Genomic DNA, 18,248 nt, shown 5'->3' on the forward strand with positions numbered 1-18,248 from the left:
CCATCGAGCACGACCTCCCGGTGCTCGTGCACACCCCGCACCGCGACAAGGCGTCAGGCACCACCGCACCCGGGCCGGTCGGATCAGGGGAAGAGCCGGCCGTACTCGGCGAGGGCGATGGCGACGTCCGCCTGCGCCCAGAACCGGTGGTAGTTGAACGTCGGGGCCGAAGCCGTGCCGTTCAGGTAGTTCTGCACCTTCGGCCAGTCCGGGTCGTTCTTGTACCAGGACCGGATCGAGATGAAGGTCGAGCTGGAGTTGATCGGGTCGCCGTTCGGCATCTTGCCGGTCCAGCCGGCCGGGATGTAGATCGGGTCGTCGAGGCGGTTGTAGTCGGCCTTGGTCTCCGGCACCGACACGCCCTTGGCGTCCTGGTTGTTCTTCCAGATGCCGTCGAGCAGCGCCTTGGCGAGGTTCTTCGCCGCCGTGTTGTTGGCCTTGGCGGCGTAGTACATCAGGACCTTGGCGTAGGAGCCGGCGACGCCGACGTCGTTGGTGTAGTCGGCGATGCTCACGTGCAGGCTCGCGTTCGAGCCGGGGCTCGAGGCGTTCCAGGTGTCCGGCTGGCCGGTCCACCGCAGCGTCGACGGGATCTGGAAGGTGCCGTCGGTGTTGACCGTGGTGTTGGCGCTGGCCCAGGCGACCCACTTGTCGAGGATGGCCTTGGCGGTGGCGTTGCCGCTGGCGTAGTAGTACTCCGCCACCCGCTCCATCGACCACGCCTGGAAGCCGAACCACTGGTTCGACGGCGGGTCGTGGTAGACGGGCTGCCAGTCGTACGCCATGCCGTAGAAGGTCGGCGTGCCGGTCGGCGGGGCCGCGTAGTGACCCTGCCAGCTGTTGGTCGCGCCACCCGCGATCGCGCCCTCGGTCGACTGCAGCCAGCGGTAGAACTCAAGCTGCCGCGTCAGGCTGGTGCTCCAGTCGGCCACGGCGGTCGTGCCCTTGGGCTTGAGCGCGTCCACGTTCGACAGGGCCCAGGCCGCGAGCGGGTTCTGGTAGCCGGAGTGGTTGTGGCTGGAGCCGATGCGCCAGGCCCAGCCGGCGGAGGTGTCGGACGCGCCGCCCCAGGCGTAGTACCAGGAGAGCAGGTAGGCAGAGCTGTCCTTGCCGGTGCCCGCCGCGCAGGAGGTGCTGGTGCAGCCCTCCTTCTTGAAGTACTTGTCGTACATCGCGTAGCGGAGGTAGTCGCCCATCTTCGCGGCCTTGGCCACCGTGGCCGAGACCTGCGAGCCCTTGCCCTGCGCGGTGGCCCAGGTGTAGGCCCAGTAGGCGGCCTGGACGGCGCGCGCGTCGGCGTCGGGGGCGTCGGTGTACTTCCACTGCTTGGCGTAGGAGCTGTCACCGGTGAACAGGTCCAGGTAGCCGTTCGGGCCACCGAACTTGAAGGTGTCACACGACGGCTGGGGCACGGTCTCGAAGACCGACTCCTCGGGCCCGCGCTGGTAGGTGTTGATGTAGGCGGGCTTGGTGGTGCCGTCGCCGCAGCGGCCGAAGCCGTAGGTGTTGTCGACGTCGAGCAGCCAGTGCATGCCGTACATGTCGCTGGTGCCGTACGCGCTCTTCAGCTCGCCCGCGATGGGGTCGACGCCGACCGAGACGTTGCCGTCCAGCTTCGAGGGGTACTGCTTGATGTCGTCCCACTCACCGGCGTAGGTGGCCGGCTTGCTGGCGTTGTAGAAGGAGTTCGTCGGCTGGTCGGCCGTCGCGGGGATGATGTACTTCTCCATCGTCGCCCAGGCGTCGTTGAACCTGGTCCACGTGCCGGTGACCTGGCCGTACACCGCCTCCAGCCACAGCATGTAGCTGAACGCCTCGGAGGTCGTCTCGTGACCCTGGTCCGGGGCCTCGACCATCAGGGTCTCGACCGAGTGGTACGGCACGCCCTGCGGGGAGAAGTACCCGTTGGCCGGGTCGTGCAGCTTGTTGTACAGCGTGGTGAAGCGGGTGATGTACTCGTTGCCGCCAGTGGAACCGTCGTTGTCGGCCTCGGTCGCGGTGACCGATCCGGTGGTCCAGCCGGACGCCGCCGAGTTGAACGTCGCCGTGCCCGCCGTGGTGTCGGTGTCCTCGGCGGCCGCGATCGTGACGGTCTGCGCCGTGTTCCAGTTGGCGGTCGTGAACGTCAGCGACGCGCCCGACTGCACGGTGAGGTCGGCGTCGCCGCCGCTCGCCTTCGTGGTCGCCACGGTCACGTTGGCCGTCGGGGCCTTCGAGAGCTTCACCGTGTACGACGCGGTGCCGCCCTCGGGCACGATGATCGTGCTGGGGCTCACGACGATGGTGGAGGCGGTGGTCCCGCTCACCGTGATGCCGACCGGGCTGGAGGTGGTGGCCGCGCCGCCGTTGTCCGTGGCCTTGGCGGTGAGCGAGTAGCTGCCCGCCGCTACTCCGGTCCAGCTGTAGGTGTAGGGAGCGCTGGTGTCCGTACCGAGCAGCGTGGTGCCGTTGTAGAAGTCGACCTTGGAGACCGTGCCGTCGCTGTCGGCGGCCGTCGCGGCCAGGTTGACCGTGGCGGGCGCGGTGAAGGTCTGGCCGGCGGTCGGCGAGGTCAGGCTCACGGTCGGGGCCTGGTTGACGGGGGTGCCCCCGTTGCAGGTGACGCCGTTGACCGCGAACGCGGTCGGCTTGCCGGCGTAGGCGCCGGTGTAGGAGCCGTTGAAGCCGATGTCCGTCGACTGGCCGTTGCCGAGGGCGCTGTTCCAGCTCAGGCTCTTGGCCGTCACGTTCTGGCCACTCTGTGTCCAGTCGGCGCTCCACCCCTGGGCGACCTTCTCGTTCCCCGGGAGGGTGAAGGTCAGGGTCCAGTTGGTCCAGGCGTCACCCTTGTTGGTGACCTTGAGGGAGGCGCCGAAGCCACCGCCACCCCAGTTGTTGTCGACGTAGTCGACCGTACACGCGACTGCCGCGGAAGCCGGTACGGAGGCCAGGACGGTGAAGAGGCCGGCCGCCAGGCTGGTGAGCGCGACCCACACGACACGTCTTTTCATCCGTGAACGTGGGAGCGCTCCCGCCCCTAACGATGATGTTGACATTCTGGACGTACTCCAAAGTGATGAAAGGCGATGGATGGTACAGAAGTTGGCACAGCGTCGGTCTCGTACCGGATGAGGAAGGTGTTGTGATATGGGAGCGCTCCCACATCGGATTCTGGTGAGTACAACAAAGATGTCAATGACGTGACGGGCAGATTTCAGGCGCTGGGCGCACGAGGCGTCGCCAGCCTGGCCGTTCTTATGCGGGCCTTACGCCGCGTGCCGGTCGGCTCCTGAAACTTTCAGATGGGCGATCCGCCGTCCGAGGGGGCCGGACGGATCCACCCGCAGGTCAGTGGATCATGCTGGACTCCCAGGTGGCGGTGAGGAAGGTCACTCCGGCGATCCGTCCGGCTACCCAGCGAGTGTGAGATATGCCGCTTTGTCAGGAGGTGACTGATTCGGGTCGTTGGGTACATGGTGGAGTCATGAACAGAGCCGATCCGAGAAACCTGAGCGTGCGAGATCTGCGCGACGAGCTGAGAGAGCTCGAGGAGTCATGGATGGAGACGCTGCTGCGCGGTTCGGAGGACGCCGTGGACGACTTCGCGTCCCGGACGCGCGAGCTGGAAGAGGAGTTCGACCGCCGTCAGAGGGACGACGACCCGGCCGTCCCGGGGGAGACGGCTCCGGAGCGCGCCGTGTCTGAGCAGAGGCCTGCGGACGAGCCCGCCGCTTCTGAGTGGACGCTCGTGGAGGAGCCCGCCACCTCTGAGCGGAGGCCTGCGGACGAGCCCGCCGCTTCTCCATGGGGGGCCGCCTCGCGGGAACCGTCCGGCGAGCCCGGCTCGCGGGGACCGGACGACAGCCACGGGCCCTCGTCGAACCTCACCTGAGCGGGCCGGGCACAGACGAATACGAACACGAGAAAGCGGAAATCCGGACGGGGGGCGGATCCGGCGAAATAGCCGGAGAAAACGGCGCCGCCCCCCACCGTGAGAATCAGTACCTGTCCTGTGACTCACAGGGTCCGGAAATAGCGTGGGGCCCGTCCGACGAGATCGGACGGGCCCACGTATTTTCAGGTTCTCGGGCTTTCAGGTCGTCACGTCATCCGGTGACGCCGACGTGCGGGCGCGGCCTGTAATAGTGCCTGTGATAGTGGTGCACGTGCGGCTTCTTGTGAACCCGGTGGTACACCTTGTGGTGATGAACGCGGTGGTGCCCGGACCCCGAGTGGTGGCTGGAGTGGTACCCGCCGCCCCCGCCCTCGTGGACCACGCCGTGGAGCGTGTGCAGGGTCTGGACGGTGACGAGGCGACCGTGCTTCCTGTGATGCTCGTACCGGTCCCTGCGATGCTGCTTGAGGGTCCGCTTCTTGTGCTGGTCGACGTTCACGACCTCCGTCCCCTCCTCCTTCCCCTTCTGCTTCTCCTCGTCACACTTCTTCTCGGCGGCGGGGCAGGTGCCGTTGGGGTCGATCCGCAGGATCAGGGGCGAGGAGGTGCTCGGGTTCAGCCCCGTCGCACCCGGGAAGCTCGCGACGATCCGGCGCTCGCCAGCGGCGAGGATCGGCGAGGTGAGCGTGGCACGCCCGTTCACCAGCTGCACCGTGCCGATGCTGACGCCGTCGCTCGTGAGGATGACCGGGCCGGTCGGAATGGTCCCGTTCAGGGCCGTCACCGTCGCGGTCAGGGTCAGCGGACCCTTGGACCCGGCGGCCGTGCACGACGAGGTCACCGTGACGGTGGTCGTCCGGCAGACGGGCCGGGCGATCGCGTCGGTGTCCAGGGTGACGGCGCCGTTGCGGGCCAGGGTACGGCCGTTCACGGTCACGCCGGTGGTCACGGTGATCGAGGTGAGCGCGAGGATGTTCCCGGCGAAGCTGGAGTTGGTCCCGAGGGTGGCCGAGCTGCCGACCTGCCAGAAGACGTTGCACGCCGAGGCGCCGTTGACCAGCGTCACCGTGCTCGCGGACGCCGTGACGAGCGTCGAGGCCGCCTGGAAGATGAAGACCGCGTTCGGGTCTCCCTGCGCGTCCAGGGTCAGGTTCCCGGTGATCTGGAAGGTGCCGGCGGCGGAGTTGTAGACGCCGGGCGTCAGGGTGGTGCCGCCGAGTTGCGTCGGCACCGTGGTGGCCGGCGTCCGAGAGGCGGCATCGTTGTAGGCGGCGGTCAGGGCGGCCTGCGCCTGTGCGGCGGCCGCGTCGGCCGAGTGGATGGTTCCTCCGGTGACGGTGCCGGTCGGAAAGCCGGTCACCGCCGTACCGGGGCTCACACCGAGATCCCCGGTGACGGTCGTGGCGCCGGTGTTCGTGACCGTTGTCCCGGCCAGAACCGCGAAGTTCGTGGCCGTGCCGAGCGAGACCGGCGCTACCGCCGCGCTCGCCGTATGTGGTGTCGCGACGACGACTCCCATCGCGACCATCGCTGGGAGAGCCGCTGCCAGCAACGAACGGACGAAATGTCGTGGCCCGACGCGAGGCCGACTGGCATCTTTCATAAAGCGGTCCTTTGCTTTTGGTATTGCTATGTGAAAACGCATTGCCGATGATGCGCCTCGAGATCCACCGTACTGACCCGTGGCGTCGCTATCGTTATGCGACATGCGGAAGATTTAAATCCGAACCCATCTGCGGATAAAAAGGAAATGTCACCCGACGTCGGGTGACATGGGGGTTATTTCAATGGCGCGATTCTCATTCGTGTCTCGCGACAAAAGAAGGCGCGGGACATGAAAAACGAGGGCGTGCCGGCTGTCGGCACGCCCTCGTCGGCGTCGGCGGGCCGGGTCGGCCCGGGGGGTCTACGAGCAGGTGATGTTCGACGGGCCGGGGGTCGAGGGGCCGTTGGCGGTGAAGCCCACGACGACCGACTGGCCGGGCGCGAGGCTCGCCGCGTAACTCGGGGCCTTCGCCGTGAAGGTGGTCCCGCTCTGCGTGACCGTGGCGTTCCAGCCGCTGACGAGGGTCACCCCGGACGGCATCGTCCAGCTCACCGACCAGTTGTTCCAGTTCGCCGTGCCGTTGTTCTTCAGGGTGAGGCCGGCCTGGAAGCCGCCGGACCAGGAGTTCGTCACCGCGTACGTCGTCCCGCAGGTGGTGGAGGTCGGGGTCGGGGTCGGGGTCCGGGTCGGGGTCGGGGTCGGTGTCGGTGTCGGGGTCGGGGTGGGGGTCCGGGTCGGGGTCGGGGTCGCCGAGGGTGAGGGCGAGGGGTTGCCGCCGCCCCCGCCCGTGGGCGGGATGAGGTACGGCTGCAGGATGCTCTGCTTGGCCTGGTCGACGGTCGTCCAGTCGTCCTTCAGGATGCCGCCGGTGTCACCGGAGTTCGGGTTCCAGGACCAGTACGTGAAGGACATGCCGTTCACGCCGGTGCCGGTGTACTTCATCAGCTCCTGGAGCCACACCTTGTCGGTGTTGCTGGCCAGCGTGGTGCCGAATTCGCCCATCATGATGGGCGCGATGTTCTGCTTGTACAGGTAGCCCCAGAACTGGTCCCAGATGGCGGGCATGTTCGCCGGGTACGCCGGGTCGTCGAACCACGCCTGGTGGTAGACCGAGGTGGCGTACTCGTGGGGGGAGTAGACGAGCCGGTTGGCGACGTTCAGCCGCACCGGGAAGGCTCCGGCCTTGGAGAGGTTGCCGCCCCACCAGCCGCAGGGCTCGTCGGGGATGTTGTCCCAGACGTTGGCGTTGCCACCGCTCGGGCAGCTCACGCCCTCCACGAAGATGAGCCAGTTGGGCTGCACGCCGAGGATCGCGTTGCCCGCCCGCTCGGCCGCGAGCCGCCAGTCGCGGGCGGTGTCGCCGCAGCCCCAGCAGGAGCCGGTGCTCTGTGGCTCGGTGCCGTCGGCGTGCGGCTCGTTGTGCAGGTCGGCGCCGATGACGGTGGTGTTGCCCGCGTAGTGCTGCGCGAGCGACTTCCAGTCGTTGATCCAGGTGCTCTCGGGAACCGCCGAGGTGTACCAGAGCGCGGTCTGCCCGGCCGAGGTGGGCCGGTGCCGGTCGAGGATGATGCGCATCCCCTTGGTCCCGGAGTACTCCACGACCTTGTCGAGGATCTGGATGGGCGACAGCCCGACGAGGTCGGGGTTGGAATAGGTGTTCACGCTGGTCGCGACCGCGCCGGGCTTGATGGCGTCGTCGGAGAACGGCACCCGGATGGTGTTGTAGCCGAGGCTCGCCATGAGGTCGAGCTGGCTCTTCCAGGGGTTGTTCGCCCACAGCCCGTGGAAGGTCTTGTTATCGGTTTCCATCCCGAACCAGTTGATGCCGGTCAGCCGGACGGTGGCGCCGGTGCTGTCGACGATCTTGTTGCCGTTGGTGTGGAGGTAGCCCGTGCCGGTGCCGCCCGCCGCCTGGGCGGGGGCCGAGCCGAGCGTGACCGCCAGCGCGGTGGTGGCGGCGGTGGTCGCGACCACGGTGAGCGCGGCCTGCCACCTCCTGCCGCTCCATGGAGATTTCATCGGGTGCCCTTCATCAATGAGGCGAGGCGCGACGGCACTGCCGGAGGGCGTGGTGGTCGCGACCGGATACGGCCGGGGCTGGCAGCCGGTGGCCGGATACGACCGGGCCGCGCTGTGCGACCGGGCCGCGCTCGTCATGCTTCGGCGCGCTTTTCCGGCACGTCAACCGTGAGCGGAGCCGTTCCCCTGGTGACCTGCGCGGGCGCATGTAACTTTCATGAGGGGCGCAGGCGGCTGAAACTTTCATGTCGTGCCGGAGGCCGGCCGCCGCGCGGCCCGAAAGTTCTCCGTGGTCACGCGATCGCCCGTCCGCCGGACGACTCCGGTCGTACGTGCGCCGCCCTTGTGGGACCCGGCGACTTTCCCGACCCTGGGAGCGCTCCCACCGGCCGGGTGGGGACGTCCCCTTTACACCCGCTGGGAGATGAACCTGTGAGACCTCATCCGCGCCGCCCCGGCCGCCGTCCCTGGTACGGCGTGGCCGGCGCCATGACCGCGCTGCTGCTGGTCGCCGCCGCCGGAGTCGCGACCACGGCCTCCCCGGCGCTCGCCGCGGGCTCCCAGGTCAAGGTGAACCAGGTCGCGTACGTGCCCGGCGTGCCCAAGCACGCCACCGTCGTGACCACCCAGACCGCGCCGTCCACCTGGACCCTGAAGAACTCCTCGGGGACGGCCGTCGCCACCGGCCAGACCACGGCCAAGGGCGCCGACGCGGACTCGGGTGACACCGTCCAGCTGATCGACTTCTCGTCGTACGACACACCGGGCACCGGCTACACGCTGTCGGTGGGCTCGGAGACGAGCTACCCCTTCGACATCTCGGCCGACCCGATCAAGAAGCTCCGGTACGACTCGCTCGCCTTCTTCTACCACCAGCGGAGCGGCATCCCCATCGAGACGGCCTACGTGGGCGGCGCGTACGCCCGTCCCGCCGGGCACCTCAACGTCGCGCCGAACCAGGGGGACGGCAACGTCGGCTGCCTGTCGAGCTGTGGCTACACCCTCGACGTGCGCGGCGGCTGGTACGACGCCGGCGACCAGGGCAAGTACGTCGTCAACGGAGGCATCGCGGCCTGGCAGCTCGTCAACGAGTACGAACGGGCGAAGGCGCTGGGCGACGCGACGGCCCTCGGCGACGGCAAGCTGGCCATCCCCGAGCGCGCGAACGGGATGCCCGACATCCTCGACGAGGCCCGCTGGGAGGTCGCCTTCCTGCTGAAGATGCAGGTGCCCGACGGCAGGGCCAACGCCGGCATGGCGTTCCACAAGATCCACGACGACCAGTGGACATCCCTCGGCACCGCCCCCGACCAGGACAACCAGCCGCGTCACCTCCACCCGGTCAGCACCGCGGCGACCCTCAACCTCGCCGCCGTGGCGGGCCAGTGCGCCCGCGTCTGGAAGACCGTGGACGCGGCGTTTGCCGCCACCTGTCTCACCGCGGCCGAGAAGGCGTACGCGGCGGCCAAGGCCAACCCGGCCGTGTACGCGCCGGCCTCCGACAGCACCGGGGGCGGCGCCTATGACGACAGGAGCGTCACCGACGAGTTCTACTGGGCGGCGGCCGAACTGTACGCCACCACAGGCAAGGACGCCTACAAGACGGACCTGACAGGATCGTCGCTGTACAGGGGCAGGAGCTTCAACGCCAGGGGCTTCGACTGGGGATCGGTCGGGGCGCTCGGCGACATCACGCTCGCCATCGTGCCCAGCGGACTGCCCGCCGCCGACGTCACCGCCATCAAGTCGGCACTCACCTCGACGGCCGACACTCTGCTGGCCCAGATGAACGGCCAGGGCTACCCCGCGCCCTATCGTGAGTCTGACGGCACATACGTGTGGGGTTCCAACGGGCTGATCGCCGACAACGGCATGGTCCTCGGCCTGGCCTACGACCTCACCCAGCAGGCGAAGTACAAGAACGGCGTCTTCGAGACGGTGAACTACCTGCTCGGGCGCAACCCGCTGAACCAGTCGTACGTGGCCGGGTACGGTGAGCAGGCGGTGCAGAACGTGCACCACCGGTTCTGGTCCCACCAGCTGAACGCCTCACGGCCGACCGCGCCCCCCGGAGCGATCTCCGGTGGCCCGAACAGCGGCCTGCAGGACCCGGTGGCGGCGGCCCGGCTCGCGGGGTGCAAGCCGCAGAAGTGCTACGTGGACGACATCGAGGCCTACTCGGTGAACGAGGTGGCCATCAACTGGCAGTCCGGCTTCGCCTGGCTGGCGAACTGGGCGGCGGAGAAGTCCGGGACCACGACCACCCCGCCCGCCGACACCCCGCCGACCGCGCCCGGCACCCCGGTCGCGAGTGGCGTCACCCAGAACGGCGCCACGCTGACCTGGACGGCGGCCACCGACGACAGGGGCGTGGCCCGTTACGACGTGCAGCGCGTTCAGGGCGGCACCGCGACGACGGTGGCCTCCGGCACGACGACCTCGCTGACGCTCACGGGCCTCACCCCGGCTACGGCGTACACGTTCGCGGTCGTGGCCCTCGACACGGCCGGGCAGGCCGGGCCGAGGTCGGGAACGGTCACGCTGACGACGCTGCCCGGCACCGGGACGACCGGCGGCTGCAAGGTGACATACAAGGCGAACACGTGGGGCGGCGGTTTCACCGGCGACGTCACGGTGGCCAACACCGGCACCTCGGCCTGGACGTCGTGGACGCTGAAGTTCACGTTCCCCGGCAACCAGAAGATCACCCAGGGCTGGTCGGCCAATTGGACCCAGAACGGCGCCGACGTGACGGCGACGAACCTGTCATGGAACGGATCTCTGGCTCCCGGGCAGTCGGCGTCGGCCGGTTTCAACGGGTCCTACAGCGGCACGAACGCCGGCCCGGCGGCCTTCACGGTCAACGGTGCCACCTGTGCGATCGGCTAGATCGTAGTCAGGAACCCGTAGTCAAGAACATTCATACGGTCGCGGGACCGCTATTCATGAATAGCGGTCCCGAACCCATGAGTGGAAGGCCGGAAAAAGTATTCGGGTAAAGCCCCCCGCTTTATCGCGCGCCGATATCCGGAGGTTCCGGAGGTGGAGAACGGCCGCCGGGCACATGCCCCGGCGGCCGTTCCTCGTGTCCTCGTGCGGGCGCCTCGCGGCTCCGTCCCGCCGCCGCTCAGGCGGCCTTCTCCAGCGCGGCGCCGATCAGGGTGAGCCCCCGTTCCAGCTCCGCGTGGACGCCGGGAGTCAGGCTTCCCTCCCGTGCCCGGTCATCCAGCTTCCTGCGCACGCCCTTCAGTCCCTCGCCGGGGTCGCCCAGCGACTGCAGAAGGTTGTGCACCACCTGCCGCAGGTCGAGCGCGACGTCGGAGCGGATGGCCCCGGTGCTCTCGCCCGCCTCCAGGGCCGCGTCGAACCGGCCCACGGCCTGCGTGAGCGTCGGAAGGGCGCGCGTGCCGGCGGGTGCGGCCGTACGCCCGGGCCCGGCTGTGGGCGGGTCCTGCGTATCCGGCGGCCGTGAGGAGCCGGGCGTCGGCGGGGAGGAGGCTTCCGTGCGGGAGGGAGCGGTGGAGGGGGACCGCTCCGGCATCTTACCCTCGGAGATCGGCTCGGCCAGCGCGCCCGACCGCCGGCCGGTGCTCTCGGGGGTCGGCGTGCCGCTCGGCCCCGCCTCGGTGGACCGGCTGGTGACCGCCGCCGCGAGCGGCCCCGGCAGGTCCGGCTGAATCCACAGCAGGGCGGCGGTCCAGGTGGCCAGCGCGGCGACCGCGACGGAGGCCATCCGCGCCCGCCGGGCCCACACGGCCGTCTCGCGGCCGGCGGCGACCGAGGCGCTCAGCGACGCGGTGAGCGTCTCCGCCACGTGCTGGGCGCTGGGCCGCTCGCCGGGCTCCTGGGCCAGGCACCTCCTGCACAGCTCGGCCACCTCGGGCGGCAGGCCGGGCACCCCGGCCGGCGCGGGGGGACGGCCGGTACGGCGGGCCGTCTCCAGCGCCTCCCAGGTGGTCTCGGGGTAGGGGAGCGCGGCGGTGAGCATCTCGAAGATGAGCACGCCGAGCGCGTACACGTCGACCGCGGGGTGCACGGTGGCGCAGGTCAGGCGCTCGGGAGCCACGTACGGCGGGGTGCCGAAGTCGTCCAGCCGCTTGTCGACCTGCTCGCCCACGAACGCCGCTATCCCGAAGTCGAGCAGCTTGGCGCCCTCGGGCGTGAGCAGGACGTTCTCGGCCGTGACGTCGCGGTGGACGATGCCGCGCTGGTGGGCGGCCGCGAGCACCAGCGCCACCCTGGCCCCGATGACCGCGGCCTCCTGCCAGGGCAGCGGGCCTTCGGTGATCCTCTCCGAGAGCGGTCGTCCGTCGAGCAGGCGCATCACGACGTACGCGGCGAGCCTGCCGCGGGCGGTGACCGTCTCGCCGTAGTCGTACACCTCGATCGCGTCCGGATGGATCAGGCGGGCGGTCGCCCGCGCCTCCCTCCGGATGAGGTCGCGGCCGCCGTGGTCGCCGCCGACGCTGCCGTCCAGCACCTTGATCGCGACGGTACGGTGAAGCGACTGGTCGAACGCTCGCCAGATGGCGGACATGCCTCCCGACGCGATCTGCTCCACGAGCCGGTAGCGGCGGGTGAGCACATCGCCTTCCCGCATGCCCCCCGAATCAAGTTGATTCACGGACCACCAGCTCCGTGGGCAGAATCGGGTTGCCGTGCGGGACCTCGTCTTCCGAGGTGATCGACATGAGCAGCATCCTGGCCGCGAGCACCGCGAGCTCCTCCACCGGCTGGCGGACGGTGGTCAGCGTGGGAGAGGTGTGCCTGGCGAGCGGGGCGTCGTCGAACCCGACCACGGCCACGTCGTCCGGCACCCGGCGTCCCGCGCGCCGCAGGGCCTGCATCGCCCCCGCCGCCATGGGATCGGAGGCGGCGAAGACCGCGTCGAGGTGCGGCGAGCGCTGCAGGAGCCACTGCATGGCGTGCGCGCCCGACGCGTGGGTGAAGTCGCCGTACGCCACGGGGACGTCGGTCATCCCGGCCGAGTTGAGCGTCTTGAGGAAGCCGTCGAGGCGATCTCGGGCTCCGGGCAGCGTGGGCGGTCCCGCGATGACGGTGATCGCCCGCCGGTTCGTCAGCAGGAGGTGCTCCGCCGCCTGGCGCGCACCGTCGAAGTTGTCCATGTCGACGAAGGGCAGGTCGATGCCGTCCGGCGGGCGTCCGGCACTCCGCACGGCGATCCCCGAGGCGGCCAGGGTGACCGCGAGGGGATGTCGCTCCCTGGCGCCCGCGAGCAGGACTCCGTCGAAGGATCCCGTCACGAGCGGCGGCGCGACGATCGTCGACGTCGCCGGCGTCGCGGTCATGACGACGAAGGGCACGCCATAGCTGGTGAAGACCTCGTCCGCGGCCGACAACAGCCGTGCGTAGAACGGTTCGGAGAACATGCGCTGGGTGTGCTCGCAGATCACCGCCGCGACAAGCTGATCTGACCGCCGGGCCGAAGTCCCGCGGGGCGCGCGGTGCCGCACGTAACCCAGACGTGACATAGCGTCATGGACCTGGCGGCGGGTGGAGGTGCTCACGCGGACGGATCCGGTGAGAACACGTGAGGCCGTGGCGGGGGAGACCCCTGCTTCGGCTGCTACCTGGGCAAGCGTGGGTTGGTCAGCCATCCGGCTTCCTCCGCTTTCAAGGTATATCGCGAAGGCGTGGGAGCGCTCCCATTACAATAACAGTGTTTCTTGCGTGTCAACAGATGTTTCCGATAAATGTTCCACGCCGATCTGGAGGCGATGTTACGGACATATTCCATGCGAAGAAAGGTCCCAGTCAGAGATTCCTGGTGAACTGGGGGACCCCGGGCCCGGGAGCGTCGCGGCGGGCGGAAGGGGCGCACCCCGGCGTACCTGCTCAGCTCCGCCGGGCGGCGCGAGACGACCGGCGACGACCGGTCGCCGACGTTACCGGGATGTTACCGACGCTGCTCGTGCGGCCGGTCGTTCCGGTCGCCGAGCACTGGGCGGTATGCCGGTTCTGTTCGTTTTTCGTGACGTCTGCGGCTTTTACCCGGAATATGGCGGCTTGTTCATTCCGTACGCGTCGGCGATCAGTTCGAACGAGCGGAGCCTGGCCTCGCCGCCGTGGACCCCGGTCGTGATCATCAGCTCGTCCGCGCCCGTACGCTCGCGCAGCGCCTCAAGGCCAGCGCGCACGGACGCCGGGTCGCCGTAGATGACATTCGACAGCCAGTCGCGGACGAACTGCTCCTCGACCGGGCTGTAGGGATACGCCTCGGCCTCCTCCGGCGTGGGAAGCGGGGCCGGCTGGCCGCGCCGCAGCCGCAGCATGCCGAGCGCCCCCGTGCGCGCCCTGCGAAGCGCCTCCTCGGGCGTGTCCGACGCCACCGCGCTGACGCCGATCATCGCGTACGGCCGGTCGAGCACGGCGGACGGCGTGAAGGCCGAGCGGTAGATCTCCAGCGCGGGCATCGTGTTGGCCGCGCTGAAGTGGTGAGCGAAGGCGAAGGGCAGCCCGAGCAGCCCAGCCAGCTGCGCGCTGAAGCCGCTGGAGCCGAGGAGCCAGATCGGGGGACGCCCGGATCCGGGGGCGCTCGCCTCGCCGGGGACGGCCCGGATGTGCTCGTACTGGTGCCCGGCCGGGTAGTTGTCGTCCAGGAAGGCGATGAGCTCGGCGAGCTGCTGGGGGAAGTCGTCGGCGTCCGGCGTGGCCGTACGGCGCAGCGCCCGGGCGGTCGCCTGGTCGGTGCCGGGCGCGCGGCCGAGGCCGAGATCGACGCGTCCGGGGTGGAGGGCGTGCAGGGTGCCGAACTGCTCGGCGATGATCAGCGGAGCGTGGTTCGGCAGCATGACGCCGCCCGAGCCCAGCCGGATCTCGCGCGTGCTGGCGCCGAGATGGGCCAGCAGCACGGCGGGAGAGGAGCTGGCGACGCTCGGCATCCCGTGATGCTCGGCCACCCAGAACCGGTGGTAGCCCCAGTCCTCGGCCCGCTGCGCGAGCTCGGTCGTGGTCCTGAGGGCTTCGGCGGGCGTGTCGCCGTGGCCCACAGTGGCCAGATCGAGGATGGAGAGCGGGACACTCGACTCGCCACGGGCGACACCACGGATCAGATCACTCACAACCCGAACAACCCAGGCTGAACAGCCGCTATTCCTCCACCCTTCCCGGGTTCCCGAGCCGGGGCACGGCCACCGTCCATCCCAGGTTTCCTGGCCGGGGTACGACCACTGTCTTTCCCAGGTTTCCTGGCCGGGGTACGGCCACGGTCTTCCGAGGTTTCCGAGCCGGGTACGGCCACCCGCGCGGCGGCCGTACCCCCGGGGTCAGGCGGGTGGCAGGTCGTTGGCCGGCACCGCGGTGAGCTCGACGGTGCAGAAAGCGCAGCGGCGGGCGTCGATCGGGATGTCGCTCAGGCACTCGGGGCACTGCTTCTCCGTCGACTTCTTGTCGCGGTCGAAGAAGCCGATCAGCCGCGTCATCGGCATGACCACCAGCCAGTAGATCACCGCGGCGATGATGAGGAAGGTGAGCAGGTGGTTGACGAAGTCGCCGTACTTGAACTCCGAGCCGTTGAGCTTGAAGGAGTATTTCGAGAAGTCGGGCTGTCTGCCGCCCGTGATGGCGCCGATCAGCGGTGTCACCAGGTCGGCCACCAACGCCTGGACCAGCCCGCTGAAGGTGGCGCCCACGACGACCGCGACGGCGAGCTCCACCAGATTGCCGCGCATCAAGAACGTCTTGAATCCGCCCATCTGTGTATCCTCCGGGGGAATCCTGCAGGGGGAAAGGTCTCCGGCTACCCCTACGTTCATCCGCAAACCCGGCCGAGGTAGAAGAGACGCGGGGGCCCGCTGCCCGGCTCAGCGCCTGTCGGCCACGAGCCGGTCGAGGTCGAACCGCCCTGCTTTGGCGGCCTCGATGAAGGACTCCCACTCGGTGCCGGAGTAGACGAGGATCGGGCTGCCGTCATCCTTGCCGTCACGCACGCCGACCCACCCGTCGTCATACGCGACCTCGACACAACTGCCGTTGTTGCAAGCCGCGTACCACGTCACCCCATGGAACGCAGGTTCGCCTGACATGCGCCTCCCTCTCCATGAAACCCTCGTCGTATTTCCGCCCCTGCATTGCGCTCGGCGAAATTATAGTTGATCGCCACTCGGAAAAACGGTGCCGTCAAGCTGGTGTTCCAGGCGTCCGAGCGAGTGATGTGACCATTGGGGTCAATAACCATCCCAGATGCGACGGGCATCTCCCCTGATCCGCTCCCCGGTGGCGGGGTCCGGCATGGCGAAGGGGCTTCGCGGGCGACAGGGGGGTGCGAATGGCGAGAATGCCGGAAATAACTTGAAGAATCGCGTCACGCCAGGTCATGATGGACCAAAGGCGAGCGCCGGCAAGCGGGGGCGGGATTCGAAAACGGCGCCGGTAGAGCTGTCCGGCGCCGCCTGCTCGCCCGCGTTTCATCTGGATTCCACTGTCACGCATCATATTGGGAGCGATGCTCCCGCGGCCGGCCCGACGCTCGTAACGCCCGGCTTTTTCCGCGACCGTCGACCTTTAGGTGAAAGATCTGGTTGCTTTCTCAGCGGTCGGAGCGCCGATGCCGGCGGTCTCCGTCGCACTGTCTCTCACCGGATCCGCCAGGGCCAGAAAACGGGCCGTGAAGCGGGGACCTCCGGCTCAGATATCGAATTCGCCGGCCTTGACGCCGCGCACGAAGGTGCGGAACTCGTCGAGGCTGAATTCGAGGACGGGGCTGTTGCCGTCCTTGTTGTCGCGGATCCCGACGCCGCCTTGCGGAAGCTCGGCGACCTCCACGCAGGTTCCGTTGTTACATCCGCTTGCGGCCTTCCACTGCGGGCCGGAGTACCCGAAAGGGTGATGCGACGTCATCGTCTCTCCTGATGTCACTGAGGATCCCTCGTCGTGGCGTCCCATCCGGACGATGGCGTCCCCCGGACGGGCGCGACCGACATGATCGGGCCGGATAAATAGGCATGAGCCCCCGCTGAGATGTCGGCCGTGGTAGGGCCTTGCTCTCCGCTGCGGGGGCTCCTGGTGATCATTTATCGCAGCTACTGGGGACATGTCAACACGATCAAGGGGTTGAGCTGGTCGAAGTTGGAAAGATCTGTATTTACTCGGGAGCTTCCTCCCGTAGTTCCCCTAGCTACATGTCCGATATGGACGAATAGTCCCAAGTGTCGTTGCAGTACCTCTTCGGACGCGCAACGCGTTTTGGCCTGTATGGGGCATGCCGTACGGAAAGGCGGGAGACTGTCCTCACGCGCCGGGCCCCGGGCTCTAGGGGGCGTACAGCTTGCGCATGTCGTCGATCAGGGAAACAGAATCGCGCGGATTCAGCGCCGCGGCTCGCAGATGGGTGATGACCTCGCGGAAGCGCTCCAGCTCCCGGGGCTTCTCGAGATAGAAATCGCCCATCAAAGACTCGACATAAACGGTGTCCGGAACCATGTTGTCGGGGAATTCCAGAAGGATGAACATGCTGTCGAAGCCGATGTGCGCCCCGACCGTGAAGGGAATCACCTGGATGATCACATGGGGAAGGCCGGAGAGTTCGATGACGCGTTCAAGCTGGGCGCGCATAACGGAGTGACCTCCGACATGCCGGTGGAGGACCGACTCGTCGAGAAGGACCCAGCAATTGGGCGGCTCGGCCCCGACGTGGAGCCGCTGCCGCTTCAGCCGGGCGTCGACGCGCTCCTCCAGAACCTCCTGCTTGATCCGCGGAAGGCATCCGCGGATCACTTCCCGGGCGTAATCCTCCGTCTGCAGCAGGCTCGGAACGGTGGTCGTCTCGTACATCGTGATGGAGGACGCCTCGCCTTCGAGGCCGATATAGGGATCGAGGTCCAGGTCTTCGTATTCCTGCCACCAGCCCGCCTGGCGCGCCTCCCGGGCCATGGAGATGAGGGCGTCGGCCTCCGCCTGCTCGATCCCGTAGATCTGGCACAGGTCGCGCACGTCCCTGGGAATGACGCTCCGCTGGGCGGTCTCAATGCGGCTGATCTTGGCCGTCGAACATTCGAGCCTCTGCGCGGCCTCTTCGAGGCTCAGCCCCGCGTCCTTTCGCAGCTCGCGGAGGCGGGTGGCGAGCTGGCGACGCCGTAGGGTCGGATTCGCCCCGGCCATCGACGCTCACCTCTTCCTGATGCGGCCAGCGCCGCGTGCCCCCAAGTTTTCCCAGGCAGCTCCATTGCTAACAGCTAACACTATTCGCCCGGGGCAGACGCCGAAGGTATCCGTCGGCGACACTTTCCTGTGGCAATTGCCATTGGCGGTTGCTCTTGGCATGAACCAGGGTAAAGAGAAGGGTAGCCCCTAACGCAGCAGATACCACCCCTGTGAAGTCGCCATCGCGGGGTGGCACCCCTGCGGGACGGGGAGGGCCGTGCGGCGAGCCGCGCGGCCGGTTCGGAGCCGACTCAAGGCTGGACCGGTGGTGGGGCATCGGGCCGGCTCGGAATACCCGCGTCACCCGGACGAGAGGACGATCCTCTATGAATGTCAGCCCCACCGGGATCGCAGTCAACCTATGGACCCTCATACGCGAGCAGGCGATGGCCCGCCACTGGGAGCTCAGCGACGCCGTGTTCGCTGAGATCGACGGTTTCGCGTGGGTGCAGGGCTGGGCGATCATCCGGTACCGGACAAGGCACACCTACCGCGACCCCCGGTTCGATCGGGTGGTCGTCTGCTGCACATGCGGGGGAGAGGGCAGGGGGGACGGCGGCCGTTCGTGCCGCACCTGCAAGGGCGAGGGCCTGCTCAACTTCTTCGAGCCTCCGGCCGCCAGGAAGAGCGCCTGAGCCTCCGTCCACG

General features: G+C 68.4%; 13 protein-coding genes. 3 read left to right on the forward strand and 10 right to left on the reverse strand.

Features of this window, described 5'->3' with window-relative positions; genetic code table 11:
• Nucleotides 1–83: 83 nt before the first annotated feature.
• Entirely contained in the window at nucleotides 84–2,990 is a 2,907-nt protein-coding gene (locus AB0O34_RS18980; RefSeq protein WP_363916902.1) for a glycoside hydrolase family 48 protein, read from the reverse strand.
• 473 nt (nucleotides 2,991–3,463) lie between these two features.
• Here AB0O34_RS18980 and AB0O34_RS18985 point away from each other — a divergent pair, with 473 nt between their 5' ends.
• Nucleotides 3,464–3,871, forward strand: coding sequence for a DUF6158 family protein (locus tag AB0O34_RS18985; RefSeq protein ID WP_363916904.1), 408 nt, complete (start codon nucleotides 3,464–3,466; stop codon nucleotides 3,869–3,871).
• A gap of 214 nt (nucleotides 3,872–4,085) precedes the next feature.
• Here the strand turns inward: AB0O34_RS18985 and AB0O34_RS18990 are convergent, their stop codons facing one another.
• Nucleotides 4,086–5,393 carry an ice-binding family protein gene (locus AB0O34_RS18990; protein ID WP_363916906.1) on the reverse strand — a complete coding sequence of 436 codons (1,308 nt, stop codon included), beginning with the start codon at nucleotides 5,391–5,393 and terminating at the stop codon, nucleotides 4,086–4,088.
• A 387-nt stretch (nucleotides 5,394–5,780) separates the two neighbouring features.
• Nucleotides 5,781–7,439: a cellulase family glycosylhydrolase gene (locus AB0O34_RS18995; RefSeq protein WP_363916908.1), complete on the reverse strand. Its 1,659-nt coding sequence runs from the start codon at nucleotides 7,437–7,439 to the stop codon at nucleotides 5,781–5,783.
• A gap of 432 nt (nucleotides 7,440–7,871) precedes the next feature.
• On the opposite strand from AB0O34_RS18995, the gene AB0O34_RS19000 reads away from it, so the two are divergent.
• The gene (locus AB0O34_RS19000) at nucleotides 7,872–10,328 is read left to right on the forward strand and encodes a glycoside hydrolase family 9 protein (protein ID WP_363916910.1); all 2,457 of its coding nucleotides are present in this window, start codon (nucleotides 7,872–7,874) and stop codon (nucleotides 10,326–10,328) included.
• A gap of 238 nt (nucleotides 10,329–10,566) precedes the next feature.
• Here AB0O34_RS19000 and AB0O34_RS19005 read toward each other — a convergent pair whose 3' ends face one another.
• The 7 genes from AB0O34_RS19005 to AB0O34_RS19035 all read right to left on the reverse strand — a co-directional run bounded on the left by AB0O34_RS19005 (nucleotide 10,567) and on the right by AB0O34_RS19035 (nucleotide 17,558).
• The gene (locus tag AB0O34_RS19005) at nucleotides 10,567–12,039 is read right to left on the reverse strand and encodes a protein kinase (RefSeq protein ID WP_363916912.1); all 1,473 of its coding nucleotides are present in this window, start codon (nucleotides 12,037–12,039) and stop codon (nucleotides 10,567–10,569) included.
• Between the two features lie 10 nt (nucleotides 12,040–12,049).
• Nucleotides 12,050–13,057, reverse strand: coding sequence for a LacI family DNA-binding transcriptional regulator (locus AB0O34_RS19010; protein ID WP_363916913.1), 1,008 nt, complete (start codon nucleotides 13,055–13,057; stop codon nucleotides 12,050–12,052).
• A gap of 390 nt (nucleotides 13,058–13,447) precedes the next feature.
• Nucleotides 13,448–14,521 carry an LLM class flavin-dependent oxidoreductase gene (locus tag AB0O34_RS19015; RefSeq protein WP_363916915.1) on the reverse strand — a complete coding sequence of 358 codons (1,074 nt, stop codon included), beginning with the start codon at nucleotides 14,519–14,521 and terminating at the stop codon, nucleotides 13,448–13,450.
• Nucleotides 14,522–14,725: 204 nt separating this feature from the next.
• Complete coding sequence (mscL, locus tag AB0O34_RS19020; RefSeq protein WP_363916917.1) at nucleotides 14,726–15,154, reverse strand: large conductance mechanosensitive channel protein MscL; 429 nt, start codon at nucleotides 15,152–15,154, stop codon at nucleotides 14,726–14,728.
• A gap of 108 nt (nucleotides 15,155–15,262) precedes the next feature.
• A complete protein-coding gene (locus AB0O34_RS19025) occupies nucleotides 15,263–15,484 on the reverse strand; it encodes a DUF397 domain-containing protein (protein ID WP_363916919.1) in 222 nt (73 codons plus the stop codon).
• Between the two features lie 601 nt (nucleotides 15,485–16,085).
• Nucleotides 16,086–16,493, reverse strand: a complete 408-nt coding sequence (locus tag AB0O34_RS19030) for a DUF397 domain-containing protein (RefSeq protein ID WP_363916921.1) — start codon at nucleotides 16,491–16,493, stop codon at nucleotides 16,086–16,088.
• 216 nt (nucleotides 16,494–16,709) lie between these two features.
• Complete coding sequence (locus tag AB0O34_RS19035) at nucleotides 16,710–17,558, reverse strand: helix-turn-helix transcriptional regulator (protein ID WP_363916923.1); 849 nt, start codon at nucleotides 17,556–17,558, stop codon at nucleotides 16,710–16,712.
• Nucleotides 17,559–17,926: 368 nt separating this feature from the next.
• On the opposite strand from AB0O34_RS19035, the gene AB0O34_RS19040 reads away from it, so the two are divergent.
• Nucleotides 17,927–18,235 carry a hypothetical protein gene (locus AB0O34_RS19040; RefSeq protein WP_363916925.1) on the forward strand — a complete coding sequence of 103 codons (309 nt, stop codon included), beginning with the start codon at nucleotides 17,927–17,929 and terminating at the stop codon, nucleotides 18,233–18,235.
• The last annotated feature ends 13 nt before the right edge of the window (nucleotides 18,236–18,248 follow it).

The sequence above is a fragment of the Sphaerisporangium sp. NPDC088356 genome (assembly GCF_040685555.1).
Lineage (GTDB): Bacteria > Actinomycetota > Actinomycetes > Streptosporangiales > Streptosporangiaceae > Sphaerisporangium.